1 protein-coding gene is annotated in these 23,388 nt (G+C 70.1%); it reads right to left on the reverse strand.

The window, feature by feature from the left end; genetic code table 11:
- Positions 1-63: 63 nt before the first annotated feature.
- Positions 64-23,073 carry a non-ribosomal peptide synthase/polyketide synthase gene (locus ACQHI0_RS18740; protein WP_427903159.1) on the reverse strand — a complete coding sequence of 7,670 codons (23,010 nt, stop codon included), beginning with the start codon at positions 23,071-23,073 and terminating at the stop codon, positions 64-66.
- Positions 23,074-23,388 lie beyond the last annotated feature (315 nt).

Below are 23,388 nucleotides of genomic sequence, written 5' to 3' on the forward strand. Positions count from 1 at the left end.
CTGGCGACGTGCGCGTCATGCCTCGTTGTGCCGGCAGCGGGCACGACGGCCAGCTCCGCGATTCTATGCTCCCACCGCCCCCGCCCGCGCATCGGCCCTCGTCGTCGGGCCCTCGCTCGCCAACCCGGGTGCGTCGGATTCGGTCCCGTCGAGGACGTCCGCGATCCGGGCCAGCGCCGCCTCGCCCGCCATCGCCCAGTGCGTGGCGTCGATGCCGTGCCGGTGCACGGTGCCGCCGATCGCGCCTGCCCAGCTCGCCGCTCCGCGCGATCCCGTCGGGTCGTCGACGGTGGCCGCGAAGTAGACGAGGTCGCCGTCGAAGGTGCGCGGCCGGTAGTCGTCGACCATCCGCATCGAGGCCGTGGCGGCTTCGATGATGCGGGCGATGCGGGCACGGTCGAGTGCGGCCAGTGGTCCGCCGATGCCCGCGGCCGCGGCGGCGAGACCGTCGGCGTCGAACGCGAGATCGTCACCGGCGAGGCCGCCGAGCAGGTCGCCGACGGTGGGCATCGGGGTGTGTCCGGGTCCGTCGCCGAGCCAGCTGTCCATCATGGCCAGCCGCGCGACCTGCGCGCCGTCGGCCTGCAGGGCGGTGGCGACGGCGTGGGCCAGCAGCCCACCCAGCGACCAGCCGAGCAGGTGATACGGCCCTTCCGGTTGTACTTCGCGGATGGCCGCGAGGTAGCGCCGTGCCCAGGCGTCGATGGTGGCGGGCAGCGGTTCATGGGCGGTGAGGGCCGGCGACTGCAACCCGTAGATCGGGCGCTGCGGGTCGAGGTGGCGGGTCAGCCCGGCGAACGACCAGGACACCCCGCCCACCGGGTGGATGCAGAACAGCGGTGCGCCGGTGCCGCTCGCGCGCAGCGGTAGCAGGACCGCGAACGCGTCGTCAGCCGTGTTGTCCTCGGCCCGAATGCGTTCCACGACGACAGCCGGCGTGGGGTCGGTGAAGAACCACGCCACCGGCACCGTGCCGCCCAGCGCCTCGCTCAGTCGCGAGGACAGCTGGACCGCGGTGAGCGAGTTCCCGCCGAGGTCGAAGAAGTTGTCGTCCATGCCGATTCGCTCGAGGCCGAGCACCCGAGCGAACGCACCCGCCACGAGCTGCTCGGTCTCGGTGATCGGCGCCCGGTAGGTAGCTTGGCGCAGTTCCGGTCTCGGGAGTGCGCCTCGGTCGAGTTTGCCGGAGGTGTTGACCGGCAACGCATCCAGCTCGAGCACCACCGCGGGCACCAGATAACCGGGCAGGTCCGCCGCCAAGGCCACCCGCAGGGCGGCGGCATCGAAGCGCGAACCACCCTGCTGCGCAGTTGCGTCAGCAACGCTGTCGGCGCCGGCCGCACCGGGATCGAACTCCTGGTCACGCGCGGCGACGACGTAGGCGACCAGCCGATCCGCGCCCACCCCGGACATCACGGCGGCCGCAGCCTGCGCGACCCCCGGCCTGCGCTGCAGCGCGGCTTCGACTTCGCCCAGTTCGATGCGCTGACCGTTGAGCTTCGCCTGCAAATCGCCACGACCGACGTATTCCAGTGCGGGAGTGCCACTTCCACGCATCCGAACGAGGTCGCCGGTGCGATACATCCGCGCACCGGACGCACCGAACGGATCCGGCACGAACCGCTGCGCGGTCAGCGCGGCCGAGCCCACGTACCCGTGTGCGAGTTGCGCACCACCGACGTACAGTTCGCCGGTCGCCCCGGGGATCACCGGCCGCAACCGGGCATCGAGCACATAGAGCCCCGTATTCGACACCGGCGCACCGATCGGCACTGTCACGACGTCGTCCGCTGTCACCACGTGCGAGCTCACCTGCACCGCGGTCTCGGTCGGCCCGTACAGGTTCACCACCTGCGCACCGGTCAGCACGCGCACCTGCTGTGCCAGCGCGGCGGGCAAGGCTTCGCCGCCCGCGAACACCCGCCGCGGCGACCCGCCCGCGACGCCGTTGCCATCAGCGGCCGACTCCCGCAGGTGCGCCACGTAGGCCGCGAGCAGCGTGGGTGCGAATTGCACTGTGTCGATGTGATGTTCGGCGATCAGCGCGGCGAGGTAGGCGGGGTCCCCGTGTCCACCGGGCCTGGCGATGACCGTGCGGGCGCCCACCCGTTGCGGCAGCAGCAATTCCCAGATCGAGGCGTCGAAGGTCGTCGGTGTCTTGTGCAGCACGGTGTCACCGGGGGCGAACTCGAAACACTGTGCCAGCCAGTCGAGTTGGTTGACGATCGCGCGATGCGCAACACCGACGCCCTTGGGTAGGCCGGTCGAACCGGACGTGAAGATCACATACGCGGTGTGCTCCGGCGACAACGGCGACACCCGCTCGGCGTCGGCGATCGGCCCGACCGGGAAGCGCTCGAGATCGACCGTGTCGAGCGTGATCACATCATGGCCGCGCAGCACGAGATCGGGGGCGTCGCGGCTGGTGGTGAGCACGCAGACCGGTTGCGCGATCCGCAGGATGCGGGTGATCCGCTCGGCCGGATGATCGGGATCGATCGGCACGTAGGTGCCACCCGCCGCCAGCACCGCGTACACGCCGACCAGCAGGTCGGCCGAGCGCCGGACTCCCACCGCCACCGCATGATCCGGCCCGACACCGTGTTCGATCAGCTGCCGGGCGAGCCGGTTCACCCGTGCCGCGAACTCGGCGTAGGTGAGGACGGTGTGACCGTCGATGAGCGCGACGGCGTCCGGTGTCGCCGCGACCTGGCGGTCGAACGCCTCGGAGATACCCGCTCCGCCGAGCGGAGAGGCAGTGTCACCCCAACTGCCGAGCAGTCGACGGTCGGCGTCGGTCAGCAGGTCGACATCGCCGACCGCGTTCGCCGGATCGGCAGTGACCGCGTCGAGCATGCGAACGTAGCCGTCGGCGATGCGGGCCGCCGTCGCGGCGTCGAACAGGTCGGTGGCGTAGGTCAGGCTCACCGCGCAACCACCGTCGGCGGTGCCGGCGAGAACCAGGTCCAAATCGAACTTGGCGACGGCCGCGTCGGCGTCGAGTCCGGTCACCGTGAGATCGGGCAGCACCACCTGGACCGGGCTCGTGGCCAGGTTCTGGAAGGCCAGCATCACCTGGAACAGCGGGCTGTGCGCGGTCGAACGGGTCGGGTCGAGCACGTCGACGAGCCGCTCGAAGGGCACCTCCGCGTTCTCGAAAGCGTCCAGGTCCACTCGCCTGGTCTCCCGCAGCAGCGCGGTGAACGAGGCGGCGGGGTCGACGCCGGTGCGCAGCACCAGCGTGTTGACGAACATGCCGACGAGATCGTCGAGGGCCCGCTCACCGCGACCGGCCACCGGGGTGCCGATCGCGATGTCGCCGGTGCCACTGAGCCGTGCGAGCAATGCCGCCAGCGCGGCGTGGGCGACCATGAACTCGCTGACGTCGGCGCGCCGTGCCAGCTGACCGGCCCGTTGCCATACCGACTGCGGCACAACCCTTTCGATACTCGCACCGCGATGCGAGGCGACGGCCGGACGTGGCCGGTCGGCGGGCAGTTCGAGCAGCCCGGGCAGCCCGGCCAGTTCGCTACGCCAGAATCGCAGTTGCCGTGCGGCGACCGCCTCGGCGTCGTCCTCGCTGCCGAGCACCGCCCGCTGCCACAGCGTGTAGTCGGCGTACTGGACTTCCAGTGGCGCCCAACCGGGTTCGCCCCCCTGGCGGCGGGCGAGATAGGCGGCGGTGGTGTCGCGCAGCAGCGGCCCGGCGGAGAACCCGTCGGCACCGATGTGATGGATCACCACCACCAACACGACTTCGTCAGCCGCACAGCGCAATACGCGTACCCGCACGGGCGGTGCGACGGTGACGTCGAATCCGCGCCCGATCTCGGCCGCGACGATCGCCGGTACCGCGATCGGATCGACAGTCTCCACCACCGGCGTAGGCACGAATTCCCACACCGCCTGGTGCCCGATCCCGTCGATCGCCGGATAGGCCGTGCGCAGCACCTCGTGCCGGTCGAGCACATCGGTGACCGCGGCGGCCAGCGCTGCCGCATCGATATCGCCGGTGAGCCGCACCGCGATCGGGATGTTGTAGGCGGCGGACGCGGGATCGAGGCGGTTGAGCAGCCACATGCGCTGCTGGGCCGCCGACAGCGGAATCCGTGCCGGTCGTTCGCCTGCTGTCAGCGCGATCCCCGCACCACTGCCCGCCCGCACCGCGAGCACGGCCGCCAGGTCGGCCACGGTGGTCGCTTCGAACAAGGTCCGTACCGGCACCCGGGTCGACAATGCCGCGCCGAGGCGGGCGGCGACCCGGGTGGCGATGAGCGAGTTGCCGCCGAGTTCGAAGAAGTCGTCGTCGAGGCCGACCCGCTCGCGCCCGAGCACGTCGCCGAACACCTCGGCCACCGCCCGCTGCGCCGCACTGATCGGCGCCCGGAACGGTCGCGCCACGAATTCCGGTGTGGGCAGGGCTTTTCGGTCGAGCTTGCCCGAGGTGTTGAGCGGGAACGCGTCGAGCACCACGATCGCCGACGGCACCATGTACGACGGCAACACCGCGCCCACAGCCGACCGCAGCGCCGCCGGATCCAGCTCGGCGCCCGGTGTGGGCACCGCGTAGCCGACGAGCCGATCGCCGGTCGCGCTCGCCGAGACGACTACCGCCGCCTGACTGACGCCATCCACCCCCTGCAACGTGGTTTCGATCTCACCGAGCTCGATGCGCTGGCCACGGAACTTCACCTGGAAGTCGATGCGCGCCAGATAGACCAGCACGCCGTCGCGAGTCCACTTCACCAGGTCCCCGGTGCGATACATGCGCCCACCCCGGCGACCGTTGTCGCCGCCGGCACCGACGGAACGCGCGCCGCCCAGGCACGAGTCCGCGCCGGCCCGTGCCAGATCGAGACCCGAGTCCGCACCGGCGAACGGATCCGCGACGAACCTGTCCGCCGTGAGGTCGGCGCGGCCGAGGTACCCGCGCGCGAGCTGTTCACCCGCCAGGTACAACTCACCGGCGACGCCCGGTGCGACCGGGCGCAGCCGCTCGTCGAGCACATACACGCGCGAATTCCACGCGGGCACACCGATCGGCACCGTCTGGCCCGTCGCACCTTCGGCGGGCCACGCCGTCACCGACACGGCGGCCTCGGTCGGCCCGTACAGGTTGTGCACCGCCGCCGACGATTTCGCACGCAGCGCGCCGACCGTCTCCGGAGTGAGCGCCTCACCGATCGCGAGGACCAGCCGCAGACTCGTCAACTGCTGAGCGTCGGCGTGCGCGGCGAAGATCGCCAGCATCGACGGCACGAAGTCGACGACGGTGATCCGGTGCGCGGCAACAAGTTCGGCGAGATACAGCGGGTCACGGTGCCCATCAGGTGTGGCGAGCACCAGTGTCGACCCCGCCGCGAGCGGAGCGAAGTACCCCCATACCGACAGGTCGAATCCGGCCCCCGACTTCTGCAGGTACACGTCGTCGCCGTCGAGTTCGTAGTGCTCGATCAGCCACGCGATCTGGTTGCGCACCGCGGCACGGCTCACCGCCACACCCTTGGGCTTGCCGGTCGAGCCGGACGTGAACAGGACGTAGGCGAGGTTCGAATCCCGCAGGGGGGTGCGGAGTTCGGTCTCCAGGACCGGATGACCCGGGTAGCGAGCGAGGTCCACGCTGTCGAGCACGATGATTCTGCTCGGCGAAGCATCCGTCGTGGCGTTGTCGGCGGCACCCGGAGCCGACGATCCCCCATTACTCCCGGTCGCGCGCAACGATGTCCCAGCGGTTGCGGCGGCAAACGACGCATCGGATTCGGCGCCGGCCGTCGATGCCGATCCGGCGAGCGAGGTGCCGGTCGGCGCCGACCCGTCGTAGCGGTCCCTTGCGGTGGTGAGGACCAGGTGCGGGCGCGCGGTGTCGAGGACCTGGGCGATGCGGTCGGCTGGGTGGTCCGGGTCGATCGGCACGTAGGCACCACCCGCGGTGAGTACGGCGTACATGGCGACGACCAAGTCGATCGAGCGCCGGATGGCCAGCGCCACCAGCACGTCGGGCCCGACGCCTTCGGCGATCAGGTGCCTGGCCAGGCGATTGACCCGGATGTCGAGTTCCGCGTAGGTCGGTGCGGCGTGCTCGAACACGACCGCTGTCGCATCGGGATTCGCCCGGACCCGCGCACGGAACGGAGTGAGCAGTGTTGTTCCGCTGCCGGTTTCGTGGGAGGTGGCATTCCACTCGGTGAGGATGCGGGTCCGCTCCGCGGGTTCGAGTACATCCACGGCGTCCAGCGGTGTGTGCGGCGACGCGGCTACCGCGGTGAGCAGCCGTTCCAGCCGTCGGGCGATCGACAGCGCGGTCTCGGTGTCGAACACGTCGTGGGCGTAGGTGAGTACGCCGGTGACGCCCGCGGCCGTACCGTCGGCGTACTCGTCGCTGACGATGAGGTGCAGATCGAACTGCGACAGCGTGTTCTCGGTGTCCAGTCCCGACACGGTGATCCCGGGCAGCGCCAGTTCGGCACGCTCGAAGTTCTGGAACGAGAAGCCGACCTGGAACAGCGGATGCCGTGCGGTGGAGCGCGTCGGATCGAGCACCTCGACGAGGCGTTCGAACGGCACCTCGGCATTGGCGTACACGGCCAGATCAGTGGTGCGCTGACGAATCAGCAACTGCTGGAACGACTCCCCCGCACGCAGGCGGGTCCGGAACACCAGCGTGTTGACGAACATGCCGATCAGGTCTTCGAGTGCGGCCTCACCGCGCCCGGCGACCGGCGTACCGACGGTGATGTCAGCACTGCCGGAGAGGCGACCGAGCAACGCCGCGAACGCGGTGTGCACGACCATGAACAGTGTGGCACCGGACTCCCTGGCCAGCGCGCTGAGTCGGGCGTGCGTGCCGGCGTCCAGGCGCACCGGCACGGTGCCACCGGCGAGGGTCCGCACCGCCGGACGCGGCCGGTCCAGCGGCAACGCGAGTTCATCGGGCAGGTCGGCGAGTTCGCCGCGCCAGAAGTCGAGCTGGCGGGCGGCCACCGAATCGGGATCGGCTTCGTCACCGAGCACCGCCCGCTGCCACAGCGCGTAGTCGGCGTACTGGATCGGCAGTGGCGCCCACGGTGGTGCGGCACCGTCGCGGCGGGCGAGGTAGGCCGTCATCAGGTCACGCACCAGTGGCGGCATCGACGACCCGTCGGCGCTGATGTGGTGTACGACCATGGCCAGCACAGCGTCGTCGGCGCTGATCCGATACAGCACCACCTGCCACGGCACACCCGCCGTGGCATCGAAGGTCGTGGCGGCCAGCGCCGTCACCACATCGACGATCTCCTCGGCGGCGATGTCCTGGATCCGCAGTGCCACACCGGCTTCGGCGACGGGCAGGATCCGCTGTACCGGACCGTCGGCGGTCTCGGGGTAGTAGGTACGCAGCACTTCGTGCCGACCGACGAGGTCGTCCACCGCGGCGGTGAGCGCGTCGAGATCGAGCACGCCGCTGAGCCGCACCGCGATCGGCACGTTGTACCCGGCCGAATCCGGATCGAACCGATTGAGGAACCACATCCGCTGCTGCGCGGGCGACAGCGGAATCGAAGCAGGCCGCTCCCCCGCCACCAGCGCCACGCGCGCCACACCACCCTCGGCATCGAGCCCGGCGGCCAACGCGGACACCACCGGTGTCTCGAAGATCCGCGCCACCGGCACCTGCCGGTTCAACGCCGCCCCGAGCCGCGCGGCGACCCTGGTCGCGATCAGCGAGTTCCCACCCAGATCGAAGAAGTCGTCATCGGCACCCACCAGTTCGGCACCGAGCACCTCGGCGACGATCCCCGCCACCAACTGCTCCGACGGCGTCGCCGGGGTACGGAATTCACGGGCGACCAGCTCCGGCGCGGGGAGTGCCCGCCGATCGAGCTTGCCGGAGGCATTGACCGGGAACTCACCGAGAACTACGAACGCGCTCGGCACCATGTAGGCCGGAAGCGCCTGCTGTAGCGCAGCTTTCACGACATCGAGGTCGAGCGCAGCGCCGACCGCGGGGACGAGGTAGGCGGCGAGATAGGCGCCGACGCCGTCGTCGCGGACGGTGACCACCGCTCGGTCGATGGTGTCGAGACCGCTGAGGACCGCTTCGATTTCGCCCAGTTCGATGCGCAGGCCGCGCAGCTTCACCTGGAAGTCGGTACGGCCCAGGTATTCCAGTTCGCCCGAGCGGGTGCGGACCACGAGGTCGCCGGTGCGGTACATGCGCTCACCCGGGGCACCGAGCGGGTTGGCGACGAAGCGGTCGGCGGACAGGTCGGGCCGGGCGAGGTAACCGCGCGCCAGTTGGACACCGGCCAGATACAGCTCACCCGGTGTGCCGACGGGAACGGGACGCAGCCGGGCGTCGAGCACGTGCAGGGCGGTGTTGGCGACCGGGGCGCCGATCGGCACCGTGACCGTGTCGGCGTCGGTGACCTCGTGGAAGCTCACGTCGACCGCGGCCTCGGTCGGCCCGTACAGGTTGTGCACGGCGACACCGGGAATGAGCGCGCGCAGGCGCTGAGCATCGGCCGCGGGCAGCGCCTCACCGGAAGCGAACACCTGCCGCAGCGAAACACAGCCGGCGGCAGCCGGTTCGGCGAGAAAGGCCGCCAGCATCGACGGCACGAAGTGCGCCACGCCGACACCCGTGCGGGTGATGACCTCGGCCAGGTAGGCCGGGTCACGGTGCCCGTCGGGGCGCGCGATCACCAGGGTCGCGCCGATCTGCAAGGGCCAGAACAGCTCCCACACCGACACGTCGAAGGTGATCGGCGTCTTCTGCAGCACGGTGTCAGCGTTACCGAGCCGGTAGGCGTCCTGCATCCAGACCAACCGGTTGACGATCGCGGTGTGGGTAACCGCGACCCCCTTGGGCTTACCGGTAGAGCCGGAGGTGAACAGCACATACGCCAAGTCCGCGCCACGCAACGGCCGGATCCGGTCGGCATCGGTCACCGGGTCAGGAGCGAACCCGGACAGGTCGAGCGTGCCGGGTTCGACAATGCGCGTGCCGGGCTCGGTATCGGGGAAGTCGGCGGCGGCCAGCACGTAGACCGGGGCCGCGGTCGCCAGGATGTCGGCGATTCGGTCCGCCGGGTGGTCGGGGTCCAGCGGTAGATAGGCGGCGCCTGCCGCCTGGACCGCGTAGACGGCAACCAGCAGCTCGATGCCGCGCCGCAGCCCGATACCGACGACGGCGCCGGGACCGACCTGCTCGGCGATCAGCCATCGCGCCAGGCGGGCGACACGAACCGCGAACTCGCCGTAAGTAACCCGCTCTCCCTCGAACTCGAGGGCACTCGCGTCGGGGGTGCGCGCGGCCTGCGCGGCGAACAGCGAGACCAGGGTCGCGTCGGTGTCGAGCGGGGCGGCGGTGTCATTCCACGCCACGAGCTGGGCGGTCTGCGCGGCATCCATGAGATCGATCTCGCCGACCGCGATGGCGTCATCGGCGACAACAGCGCTCAGCACCCGCACGAACCGCGCACCGAACGCAGCCACGGTGTCGGCGTCGAACAGATCGGTGGCGTAGCGCAGCCAGCCGCGCATCCCGGGTTCCCCTGCGGCATCGACGATCTCGTCGATCGCCAGCGACAGGTCGAATTGGGTTGTCGCCGCGGGCAGAGCGAACTCGTCGATCCGCAGCCCCGGCAGCTCGATGATGGTGTCGTCGCGATGCTCGAATGCCAGCATCACCTGCACGATCGGCGAATACGACGTGGAGCGAACCGGATTCAGCTCGTCGACGAGCCGCTCGAAGGGCAGATCCGCATGCGCGAAAGCCCGCAGATCGGCGGCCCGTACCTCGGCGAGCAGCTCACCGAATCCGGCGCCGCCGTCGACCGCGGTCCGCAACACGAGAGTGTTGACGAACATGCCGACCAGATCGTCGAGCGCCGCGTCGGCCCGCCCGGCAACCGGAGTGCCGACCAGAACATCCGCACCAGCACCGTGACGGGACAGCAACACCGCGAACGCCGCGTGCACCACCATGAAGGTGGACACCCCATGGCGACGAGCCAGCGCCTCGATCCCCGCCACCACCTCGGCGGGCACATCGAACCCGACGGCCCCACCCACACCCGTGCGCACGGCGGACCGAGGCCGGTCCGTCGCCAGGTCGAGAACCGGTGCGGCCCCGGCCAATTCGTCACGCCAGTGCGCCAGCTGCCGCGCCAGCGGCGACTCCGGATCGGCCGCATCGCCGAGCACGGCGTGCTGCCACAGGGTGAAGTCCGGATACTGCACCGGCAACGGCTCCCACACCGGAGCGAGTCCCGCCGCGCGCGCGGCGTAGGCGCCGATCAGGTCGCGCGCCAGCGGCGTGGTCGACACACCATCGGCGGCGATGTGATGCACCGCGAGCACCAGAACATGCTCGACCTCGCCCGCCATGGCACCACGCCCGGGTGCGGCGATAGCCGTAGCGATGACTTCGGCCCCACCGGTCACCCGGCTCCCCATTGCGAGCTCATCGCGCAGGTCGGACCCGGATTCCGACCGGTCCTTCGGCTCTCGACGGAGCAGCGCGGCGCGCAGCGGCGGCTGGGCCGTGAGGTCGAAACCCGCGCCGACGACGGCGCGCACGGCCTCTGCCAGATCGGTCTCGGCGACAGTAGCGACGATGGGTTCGGGCGTCATCTGGTCGGCCGGGAGCACGATCTGGGTCGGGCCGTCGGCGTCTTCCGGGAAGATGGTGCGTAGCGATTCGTGTCGGTCGAGCACATCGGCGAGCGCCGCCCACAGGGCGTCGGTGTCGAGGTCGCCGGTCAGGCGCAACGCGATCGGCAGCGTGTAGACGGCGGATTCGGGATCGATGCGATTCAGCAACCACAGCCGAGTCTGGGCCAGTGACAACGGGATTCGTTCCGGGCGCGGGCGCACGGCGGTCAGCGGCGGCAACTGTTCGCGGCCGGTGCCCGCGCGCTCGGCAAGTCCGGCGACGGTCGGGGCGTCGAACACATCGCGCACGTCCAGCGCACTGCCGAGGGCCGCGTTGACGCGGGCGACCAGACGCATCGCGAGCAGCGAATTGCCACCGACCGCGAAGAAGTCGTCGTTGGCGCCGATGCGCCCCACCCCGAGTAGCTCGCCGATCACACCGGCGAGCGCGGTCTGCGCACCCGGTCGCGGCGCCACGTACTCGGTGGTGGTGGACAGGTCGGCGGCAGGCAGCGCGGTCCGGTCGAGTTTGCCCGCCGAGTTGAGCGGCACGGTATCGAGCACGACCAGGTGCGTGGGGACCATGTACGCGGGCACCCGGCCCGCGACATGCGCACGCACAGCCACGGTGTCGACAGCGCCGGCGACGTAGCCGACCAGGCACTGACGTCCGGCGTCGTCGGTGGCAGGAAGTACGGTCGCGTGGGTGACGCCGCGTGCGTCGCCGAGCGCGGCCTCGATCTCGCCCAGCTCGATTCGCAGCCCGCGGATCTTAACCTGGAAGTCGTTGCGGCCCAGGTAGATCAGCGCTCCCGCGCGATCGCGCCGAACGAGGTCGCCGGTGCGGTACATTCGCCCGCCGTCGGCACCGTACGGATCGGCGACGAAGCGGTCGGCCGTCAGATCGGGCCTGCCGAGGTAGCCCCGGGCCAGCTGCGCACCCGCGAGGTACAGCTCTCCCGCGACGCCACTGGGCACCGGGTGCAAACGCTCGTCGAGCACATACGCGCGCACGTTCCAGGTCGGCCTGCCGATGGGCAGCTCGGTCTGCTCGACCGGTGCCGTGATCTGCTGAAAAGTACTGGTGATAGCCACTTCGGTCGGGCCGTAGGTGTTGTGCAGCTCGCCGGGAATCGCGGCGAGCACAGCGGCCGCCAGCGGGGCGGGCAGTTCCTCGCCGCCCACGTGCAGCATCCGCAGCCCGCTCAGCGCCTCGCCGAGCCCTTCGGCGAGCATCGCGGCCAGCACCGACGGCACGATCTCCATGATGGTGACGCCCTGCTCACGTACCGTTCGCGCCTGATAGGCCAGGTCGAGATGGCCGCCGGGACGCAACAGCACCAGCGGGGCACCGAGCAGCGCGGGAGCCAGGAGTTCCCAGAGCGAGACGTCGAAGGTGAGCGGCGCGCGCTGCAGAAAGCGATCCGCTGCGGTCATCGCGTATTCGCCACGCAGCCAAGCGATTTCGTTGACAACGGCGCGATGCGAGATCAGCACACCCTTCGGCGTGCCGGTGGAGCCGGAGGTGAACAGCACATAAGCCGGGTGCTCCGGGTGCAGCGGCGCGAGACGTTCGGCATCGGTGAGCGGGCCACCCGCGACGGTCTCCTGCGTCGGGTCCTCGAGCTGTGCGACGGTGAGCACCGGGAATCCGGAACGCGACGCGGCGGCGAAATGCACTGAGGCCGTAGCGGATCGGATACCGCTGTCCACATGATCGAGATCACCGGCCGACGCGACCACGACGAGGCGTGGCGTGGCAGTCGCCAGCACCTGCCCGATGCGTTCGGCCGGCTGGGCCGCGTCGATCGGCACGTACACACCACCGGCCGCGAGCACGCCGTGCAGCACCACCAGCAGTTCGATGCTGCGCGGAACCGCGACGGCCACCGGCGTTTCCGGCCCGACGCCGCAGTCGATCAATCTGCGCGCGAGCCGGTTGGCCCTGGCCGCGAGCGCACCGTAGGTGATCTCGGCACCTTCGAAGATCGCCGCCGCTGCCCGCGGATCGCGTGCGGCCGCGGCGTCGAGCAGGTGAGCGGCGAGTGGGGCGCGCACGCCCAGTTCGGCCAGTGCGCTGTCGAGTGGAACCACCGCACCGTGCGGGCCCGCCAGCAGCGTGGCCTCGTCGGCAGCGGCGAGCAACCGCAGGTCGCCGACCGCGGTCTCGGGGGCGGTGACCGCGTCCCGCAACACCCGCTCGAGCATTGCGACCATCGCCGCCACGGTGTCGGCATCGAAAAGGTCGGTGGCGTAGCGCAGTTCGAGGTCGAGACCGGCGGGCGCGCCGTCGGGCGCGAAACGGTCGACGAAGGTGAAGTCCAGATCCACTTCGATCGGCGCGTCGGGCAGGGGCAGCCCCGACAGCGTGAGGCCGGGCAGTTCGAACGCGGTCCTGCGCTGGTTCTGCAATGCCAGGGAGATCTGGTACAGCGGTGAATATCCTTGGGAGCGCGCCGGATTCAGCGCGTCGACCAGGCTCTCGAACGGCACGTCGGCATTGTCGAAGGCATCGAGATCACCCGCGCGAACCTCGTCGAGCAGATCGGCGAAGCGAACATCGGGGTGGACCCGCGCCCGCAACACGAGGGTGTTGACGAACATGCCGACGATGTCGTCGAGCTCGCGATGACCGCGCCCGGCCACAGGTGTACCGACGACGATGTCGGCACCGGCCGAGAGCCGCGCAAGCAACACCGAGAGCCCCGCGTGCAGGACCATGAACGGGGTGGCGCGGTGCGCGCGAGCCAGCTCCTCGATCCCGCGATGCAGATCGGCGCCGAGGGTGGAGGTGAAGGTGGCGCCCCGGTTGGTGGCGATCAGCGGCCTGCGCCGGTCGGCGGGCAACGTCAAGACGTCGGGCAAGCCAGCGAGTCGATCCGTCCAGTAGCCGAGCTGGCGGGCCAGTGGCGCGTCCGGGTCGTCGGCACGGCCGAGCCCCTCGGTCTGCCACAGCGCATAGTCGGCGTAATGCACGGCCAACGCGGGCAGCCGCGGCTGCGCCCCCGCCGCGCGAGCGGCATAGGCCGCCACCAGATCCCGGGTCAGCGGGCCCATCGACCAGCCGTCGGCCGCGATGTGATGCACGACGAGCACCAGCACATGTTCGGTCGCCGCGACCCGAAGCAGCGCGGCGCGCACCGGCACCTCGGTCGTGATGTCGAAACCGCCGGCCAGCACCGCGACCACCGCCGCCGCCACATCATCGACATCGGTGACGGCGAGGCCGGGCACGAACGCCGGGCCGACGAGTTGCGTTGCCTGCCCGTCGAATTCGGGATAGGTGGTGCGCAATGTCTCGTGCCGGGCGATCAGGTCACCCAGCGCACCACGCAGCGCTCGCGCGTCGAGCTCGCCGCTGAGCCGGATCGCGACCGGAATGTGGTACGCGGCGGAGTCCGGGTCGAAGCGGTGCAGGAACCACATCCGCTGCTGCGCAGGCGAGAGCGGAATCCGTCGCGGGCGTCGACCCGCCACCGGCCCGCGCCTGCTACCGGTGCCACGCAGCGCATCCAGCCGCCGCGCGAGTCCGTCGACGGTGCTCGCCTCGAACAGTTCCCGCACCGGCACCCGAGCATCGAGCGCGGCACCGAGTCGCGCCGCCACCTGGGTGGCCAGCAGGGAGTTGCCGCCGAGCGCGAAGAAGTCGTCACCCGCGCCGACCCGGTCGAGATCGAGCACCCCGGCAAAGGTCGCGGCGACGATCCGCTCGGTGACGGTGGCGGGCTCCCGGTAGTCGAGCTGCCGCGATCGCGGCGCGGGCAGTGCCCGGCGATCGAGCTTGCCGGAGGCGTTGACGGGCAACTCGTCGAGGAATACATAGGCGCCCGGGACCATGTAGGAGGGCAGCGCCGCGGCGATCGCGGCATCCAGGTCGGCGGATACAGCACTGCCCGTTCCCGCGACCGGGGACGCACCGGCAGCACGGACCACGTAGGCGACGAGCTGATCGGGTCGGCCTTCGTCCGAGCGGACCATGACGGCGACGCGACGCACACCGGGAACAGCGGCGATCGCGGCTTCGATTTCGGCCGGTTCGATGCGCAGGCCGCGCAGCTTCACCTGGAAGTCGGTGCGGCCGAGGTACTGCAGGGCGGGGCCGTCGGCGCCGGTCCGCCAGGTGACGAGGTCGCCGGTGCGGTACAGGCGTTCGCCGGTGGCGAAGGGGTTGGCGACGAAACGTTCGGCGGTGAGGTCGGCGCGGCCGTGATAGCCGTCGGCGAGCTGCGCGCCCGCCACATACAACTCACCCGGGACACCGGCCGGAACCGGGTGCAGGCGCGAATCCAGCACGTATACGCGGGAATCGGCAACGGGTACACCGATCGGCACCGATGCTCCCCGCTCGTCGCCTACCTGGTGCGTCGTGACCTGGATGGCGGTCTCGGTGGGGCCGTACAGGTTCACCACCGTCGCGCCGGTGCTCGCACGGACGCGACGTGCCAGGTCGGTCGTCAGCGCTTCACCGCCCGCGAAAACCAATCGCAGCGAATCCGCCTGCGCTGACACCGGTTCAGCGAGCACGGCGGCGAGCACCGACGGCACGTACTGGACAACGCTCACCCGATGACGCACGGTGGCCGCCGCCAGGTATGCCGGGTCACGATGCCCGTCGGCGGTGGCGAGCACCAGCCGCGCACCGACCTGCAAGGGCCACAGCAGTTCCCACACGGACGCGTCGAAGGTGAACGGCGTCTTCTGCAGCACCACGTCGTCGGCGCCGAGCCGGTATTGCCGCTGCAGCCACTGCAGCTGGTTCACCGCGGCCTTGTGCGGCACGGCCACGCCCTTGGGCCGGCCGGTCGAGCCCGAGGTGAACAGCACGTACGCGAGATGCTCGGGACGCAGCGGTGCCGTCCGCTCGTCATCGGTGATCGGGTCGCCGGACAGTTCCGACAGGTCGAGCGCATCGATCTTCAGCACCGGCTTCCCCACCGCCGCAACGCTTCCGGTGACGGTCAGTACGCAGGCCGGTGCCGTCTGCGCCAGCACGAAGGCGGTCCGCTCGGCTGGGTGATCCGGATCCACCGGCACATACGCGGCACCGGCCGCCAGCACCGCGTGGACAGCGACCAACTGCTCCACACCACGGCGCATCGCCACCGCGACCAGCGAGCCAGGACCGGTCCCGAGCCCGATCAGATGGCGGGCCAGCCGTGCGACTCGCCCACCGAACTCCTCGTACGAAAGCTCCACCGCTGCCGAGGAATCGACAGCGCCACCGCCGGGCACCTCGTGCGCCGCGGACCCGACGCGGTGCGCGGCGATCGCATCGGCTGCCGCGAGTTCGAGCCGGGAAATCGCGCTCGACGAATCCGTGTCGACGACCACCGCGATCGCCTGCGGTGCGGCGGCCACCCGGTCGGCGAAGAGGGAGGCGAGCGTCGCGGTGTGGTCGCGGTCGGCGGTGGTGTCGTTCCAGGTGGTCAGCAACTGGGTCTGCTCGGTGTGGTCGAGGATTTCGATGTCGCCCACGGGGCGGTTCGGGTCGGCCAGGACCGCGGCGAGCAGGCGCTCGAGGCGGGTGGCGAAATCGGCGACGGTGGCGGCATCGAACAGGTCGGTAGCGTAGAGGAACGCACCGGACATGCCTGTGGGAGTGCCGTTGCCGTCGTGATGTTCGGTGAGGGTCAGTTCGAGGTCGAACTTCGCGACGCCGGTGGGCAGGTCGAAGCCCGCGACCGTGAGGCCGGGGAGGACGAGGTTGCCCGGGGTGTCCTCGTTGAGGGACAGCATCACCTGGAACAGGGGGTTGCGGGCGGTGGAGCGGACCGGATCGAGGATCTCGACCAGGCGCTCGAACGGCACGTCGGCGTGCCCGAATGCCGCGAGGTCGGTGTCGCGGACCTGGGCGATCAGTGTGCTGAACGGGGTCGCGGGCCTCACCTCGGTGCGCAGGACGAGGGTGTTGACGAACATGCCGACGAGATCGTCGAGTGCGCGTTCACCACGGCCCGACACCGGTGTGCCGATCGCGATATCGGTGGTCGCCGACAGTCGTGCCAGGAGCACCGCGAACACCGCGTGCGCCGCCATGAACACCGTGATGCCGTGCGCACGAGCGAATTCCGTCAGCGCGTGGTGTGTTTGGGCATCGATCTCGATCCCGTGCGTCGCACCACGCCGCGAAGCGACCGCAGGCCGGACCCGATCGGTCGGCAGCTCCAACTGCTCGGGCACCCCGGTCAGGGCGTCGCGCCAATACGAGAGCTGCTTCGCCGCCATCGATTCCGGATCGGCCGCATCGCCGAGCACCGCGTGCTGCCAGACGGCGTAGTCGGCGTACTGCACGTCCAACGGCGCCCACTGCGGCGCCACCCCAGCGGCCCGCGACCCGTACGCGGTGAGCACGTCCCGGATCAACGGCCCGAACGAGAACCCGTCAGCCGCGATGTGATGCAACACGATGACCAGCACGTATTCCGCAGCGGACCCGGTCGGGTCCGTCGCGTCGACTTGTTCCACGGCACCGAGGGCTGTCGCCGGCCGACCGTGGCTCGCACGGTCGATGCCGGGTCCGGCCGACCCATCATGTGCCGCATCGGTATTCGCGGCAACGCGGAACAAGGCCGCACGGATCGGAACGTCGACGGTGAGATCGAAACCGGTGGCGGCGAAGGTGCGAACGGCGTCGGACAGGTCGGCCGTCTCCGTGATGCGCGGGTGCACGTCGGGAAGCAGGCCGGTCGCCGGAAGGATCTCGGCGACGGCGTTGCCGTCGAGTTCCGGGTAGCGGGTGCGCAAGACTTCGTGGCGGCCGAGTACGTCGACGATCGCCGCCTGGAGTGCGGTGATGTCGAGGTCGCCGGTGAGGTGGACGGCCATCGGGATGTTGTCGGTGGCCGAACCGGGGTCGAAACGGTTGAGGAACCACATGCGCTGCTGGGCCGGTGAGAGCGGGACCGGATCGGGCCGCGGACCGGCCACCAGCGCGGGGCCGGCGCCCGTGCCACGCAGACGGCCGGCGGCCGCCGCCAGCGTCAGCACCGTGGTGGTGTCGAAGAGTTGGCGGACGGGAATGCGGATATCGAGGTCGGTGCCGATGCGCGCCATCAACCGGGTGGCCAGCAGCGAGTTTCCGCCCAGATCGAAGAAGTCGTCGTCGCGGCCGACCCGGTCCAGGCCGAGGACCTCGACGAAGGCCGCGGCAACCACCTGCTCGGCAGCGGTTTCGGGCGCCCGGTAGGCGGCGGCTTCGAAGACGGGCACGGGCAGTGCGGTCCGGTCGAGCTTGCCGACGGGGGTCAGCGGCACGGCGTCGAGGGTGACGACCGCGGCGGGCACCATGTGCGAGGGCAGATGCGCGGCCGTGTGCGCGATGAGTGTCGCGGTGTCGATCACGGCACCCGAGACGGGCACCACATAGGAGACCAACAGGGTCGCACCGGCATCGGTGCGGTGCCCGATGGTGGCGGCAAAATCCACCGTCCGATGACGGGCGAGGACCGCGTCGATCTCGCCGAGTTCGATCCGGAACCCGCGCACCTTCACCTGGAAGTCGTTGCGGCCCAGGTACTCCAGATCGAACGAGCCGTCACGCCGGACCCAGCGCACGGTGTCGCCGGTGCGGTACATCCGTTCGCCGGGTGCGCCGTAGGGATTGGTGACGAACCGTCCCGCCGTCAGCGCGGGCCTGCGGTGGTAGCCGCGCGCCAGCTGCGCACCGGCGATGTACAGCTCGCCGACGACCCCGGCGGGCACCGGCCGCAGCCGCTCGTCGAGCACCAGTTCGGTCGTGCCCTCCACCGGTGCGCCGAGGGTGACAGCTGTTGTCGCACCGAGCGGTTCGCTGATATTGGTGACGATGGTGGTCTCCGTCGGCCCGTAACCGTTACGGAAGACCAGCCCCGGAATCGCGGCAGTCCACCGCGCCACCAGTTCCGGCGGGCACGCCTCGCCACCGACCACCACCACCCGCAACTCGTCTAGCCCCCGCGGGTTCACGGTCGCCAACGCCGACGGCGTGATGACCACATGGGTCACCCGCTCCACCCGCAGCAACTCGCCCAGCTCGGCCCCACCGAACACCCCGGCGGGCGCGACAACCATCGTCGCCCCCTCGGTCACGGTCAGCAGCAGCTCGGCCACCGAGATATCGAACGAGGGCGATGCCACATGCAGCACCCGCGCATCCGCCGACGCCAGGTACCGCCCCGCCTGCACCGGCAGATACGCCGCTACCGCACCGTGCGGAATCACCACGCCCTTGGGCAGCCCGGTGGTGCCGGAGGTGTAGATGACGTACGCGGGATCCAGCGGATCCACCGCCCGCCCACCCGCCGCGCGGCCACGTGCTGCGCCGCCCGTACGGGAATCCGCTACGTCGGCATGTGGAGGGGTGCCGGCGCTGTTGCCACCACCGGTACCGACGGCGCTGTCACCGGGACGTGCGGAGGCACCGAGGCGCGCCTGCGCCGCATCACCTACCGTGGGTGCTGTGTGGTCGAGCAGGAGCCAATTCACCGAGGTAGGCAGATCCGCCGACACAGCCTCCGTCGTAATACCCGCTGCCGCACCGGAATCGGAGAGCATGTGGGCGATACGGTCGGCGGGGTAGTTCGGGTCGACCGGGAGGAATCCCGCGCCGGACTTCACGACCGCCCAGATCGCGGTGATCGAGTCGGCCGAACGCGGAATACTCACGGCGACAAGGTCACCCGCGCCGATACCGAGATCGGCGAGCCGCGCGGCCAAGTGCGTGGACGTGGCGTCGAGCTCGCCGTAGGTCAGCGTGCGGGCGCCGTCGCGGATCGCGATCGCGGTGAGGTCGGCGGCGGCACGGGAAAGCACCTGCGGCAGGAGCGGGGCGGGGTTCGACGGGCCGCCGGTGCGGGCGGTCAGCTCGGCGAGTTCGGTGTCGATCAGCAGCGGCAGATCCGCGACCGGGGTCTGCGGAGCGGCGGCGATCGCGGCGAGCAGCCCGGTGAAACGGGCCACCATGCGCGTGACGGTCTGCTCGTCGAACAGATCTGTGGCGTAGGAGAATTCGCCGGACAAGCCCGTGGCAGCGGAATCACGCAGGGTCAGTGAGAGATCGAACTTCTCGATGTCATAGGGCAGGTCGACGGCGGCAGCGCGCAGACCGGGCAGTTCGAAGCTCGTCGGCGGCAGGTTCTGCAGTGACAGCGCCACTTGGAACAGCGGGTGGCGACCGGCCGAACGCGGCGGCGCGAGCACCTCGACGAGCCGCTCGAACGGCAGCGTGGTGTGGTCGAAGGCGGCCAGATCCGCGGTGCGGACGCGGCCGAGCAGGTCGGTGAACGGCTCGGCGCCGCGCACCTGGGTACGCAGGACCGCGGTGTTGACGAACATGCCGATGACATCGTCGAGTTCCGCGGCGCCACGGCCGGCGACCGGACTGCCGATCGCCACATCGGTATTGCCCGACAGCCGCGCGATCAGCACCGACAGCGCCGCGTGCAACACCATGAACAGCGTCGCACCCTGTTCCGCGGCAACAGTATTCAGCGCCGCGACGATATCCGGTTCGAGCTCGAACTCGACCCTGCGGCCGTGCATCGACGCGGTGGCCGGGCGCGGTCGGTCGGTCGGCAGGCTCGACTCATCCGGCAGCCCGGCCAAAGCCGCACGCCAGAACGCGATCTCACGCCCGGCCTGCGAAGTGACGTCGCCTTCCGCGCCGAGGACCGCCCGCTGCCACAGGGTGTAGTCGGCGTACTGCACCGGCAGCGGAGTCCACTGCGGCGCAACCCCTTCGGTGCGCGCGTAGTAGGCGGCCATCGTGTCGCGCACCAGCGGCCCCGCCGACCAACCGTCGGAGGCGATGTGATGCACCACCAGCACCAGCACGTGATCGCCGTCGACCTCGAACAGTCTCGCGCGCACCGGTGGAGCTGCAGTGACATCGAACCCACGCAGGATCACGGCGGCCACAGCGTCCGGAAGTTCCTGGGCACCAACGCGGATGGGTTCGAGCAGCATCGACGCCCTCGGCGGATTCGAGTCGCTCACCCCGCTGTGGCCCTGCCGACGCGCGTCAGCCGTACCGATCCCGACGCCCGCACTCCCAGCCGCGAGAGAACCATCGACGCCGACCGACCGACCGATGCCATCGGCACCACCGGCGATGGCCTCCGAGTCCGATTCGGCAACAAGCCATTCGAGTGCTTCGGCAGGCGTGAGCACCCGCTGCGTCCCCACCCCGTCGACCTCGGGGTACATCGTACGCAGCACCTCGTGCCGCGCGATGAGGTCACTGACCGCCACCCGCAACGCCGCATGATCCAGCGCGCCGGACAACCGCACCGCGATCGGAATGTTGTACGCCCCGGTCGCCGGATCGAACCGGTTCAGGAACCACATCCGCTGCTGCGCCGGCGACAACGGCACCACTGCCGGGCGCGGCCCCGCGACGAGTGCGGGCCGATCATCGACCACCCCACCCTCGACGAGCTTCGCGAGCACCGCGACAGTAGGGCTGTCGAAGAAGTCACGAACATCGACCCGCACACCGAAATTCGCCTGCAGGCGGCCGATGGCACGGGTGGCGATCAGCGAGTTGCCGCCGAGCCGGAAGAAGTCGTCGTCCAGGCCGACGGCATCCACCTCGAGCAGCTCGGCGAACAACGCGGCGACAGCACGCTCGGTCGCCGTGCGCGGCTCCCGGTACTCGACGGTGGAGACCCGGAAGTCGGGCTCCGGCAATGCTTTCCGATCCAGCTTGCCACTGGCATTGATCGGCATCGCGTCCAGCTGCGTCAGCAGCGAAGGCACCATGTACTCCGGCATCGACGCCTTGACGTGCTCGACCAACTCGGCTTCGTCGAGCACCGCACCGTCGACGCTCACCACATAACCGACCAGCGCCTCGCCGGCGGCATGCCGATGCAGCACCACCGCCGCGTTACCCACCCGAGGATGCGCGGCCAGCACGGCCTCGATCTCCCCCAGCTCGATCCGCAGCCCGCGCAGCTTCACCTGAAAGTCGGTGCGCCCCAAATATTCCAGCTCACCGCGCGATTCCCGCACCAGATCACCGGTGCGATACATGCGCTCACCGGCCACGCCGTAGGGATTGGCGACGAACCGGTCAGCGGTCAACCCTGGCCGCGCCACATAGCCGCGCGCCAACTGGACACCCGACAGGTACAGCTCGCCGACAACCCCCACGGGCACCTGATCGAGATTCTCGTCGAGCACCAACAGCCCGGTGTCGTCGGCCGGGCCACCGATCGGCACCGACACCTCGTCCGCCGCGGTCACCTCGTGCGCGGTGACATCGACAGCCGCCTCGGTGGGCCCGTACAGGTTGTGCAACGCGGTCGACGACAACGCCCGCAGCCGCGCGGCGGTGGCGCCGGGCAGCGCCTCACCCGAAGCGAACACCATCCGCAGCGACGACAGATCCACGTCGGGACCCAGTTCACCGACGAACGCGGCCAGCATCGACGGCACGAAGTGCGTCACGGTGACCCGATGCCGCGCGATCAACGCCGCCAGATACCCGGGATCACCGTGGCGTCCCGGTTCGGCCACAACGAGCCGAGCCCCGATCTGCAAGGGCCAGAACAGTTCCCACACCGACACATCGAAGGTGAAGGGCGTCTTCTGCACCACCACATCGGCATCGGTCATGCCGTACCTACGCTGCCGCCAATCCAGGTTCGCCACGATCGCCCCGTGGGTCACCGCCACACCCTTCGGCCGGCCCGTGGAACCGGAGGTGAAGATGACGTAGGCCGTATTACCCGCCCGCACCCCCGAATCCACCTCGCCGGACGCCGCCGACCAATCGAGGTCATCGGTACGCAGCACCGGCACATCGCCGAGATCGGGCTCATCACACGCACGCGTCACGACCACCACCGGCCGCGCCACCTCGAGCACATAGCGCAACCGCTCCACCGGATGATCCGGATCCAGCGGCACATACGCGCCACCCGCGCGCACGATCGCGTGCACCGCGACGATCAACTCCACACCGCGCCGCACGGCCAACCCGACCAATGCCTCGGGCCCGACGCCCAACTCGACCAACCGCGCCGCCAGCACCCGCACCCTGGCATCGAACTCCGCGTAGGTCAGCACCACGTCACCGAACTGCACCGCGACAGCATCCGGCGTCCGCGCCACCTGCGCGGCCAACCGGTCGACCAGCGTCGCTGCCGCCACCTCCTCCATCCCCAGCGCCGCCATCGCATCACCCGCGAGCGAATCCAGCAGCACCCCGAAGGTCCCCTCGGCCGCATCGACCACGCCGGGGAACAACTCGGCGAGCACCACCTGTACGAGCGAGTCCGCGTCCAGCGCCCCACCGGTGAGCTCGGCCATCAGCGTGAGCTGGGCATCGAGCTCGGCATAGGACACCGCGGCACCGTCGAACTCGACCGCGATCCGCGCCGGATCCATCGCCGCGACCGTCGCCACCAGCGCTGCCAGCTGTTCTGTTTCGGCGCGCGCCGGAGTGGGGTTGGTCATCGCACACTGCCTTCCATTACCGGCCGCGGGTAACGCCACGCGACCGCACATACACTCGGAACTCCCCGGCTCGCGACCGGGGTGGGGTGGATCGGCGCGGGGTGGCCAACCTCGGGCACCCTGCCCGAAATCCACCCGCTCACACCGGATTCAGCGCGATCGGCTATGACACGATCGCGGCAATCCGGCTCGCCGCCACGCAACCAGCAATGACTCGGTTATCTCCCGACCTCCATCGTCAACCCCGACACCAAACGCGTCCGTAGACGATGAGAAGCGTATTCGTTTCGATAATAAACCGGACCAGATTCAGTC

The organism is Nocardia sp. FBN12, assembly GCF_050320175.1.
Classification (GTDB): domain Bacteria; phylum Actinomycetota; class Actinomycetes; order Mycobacteriales; family Mycobacteriaceae; genus Nocardia.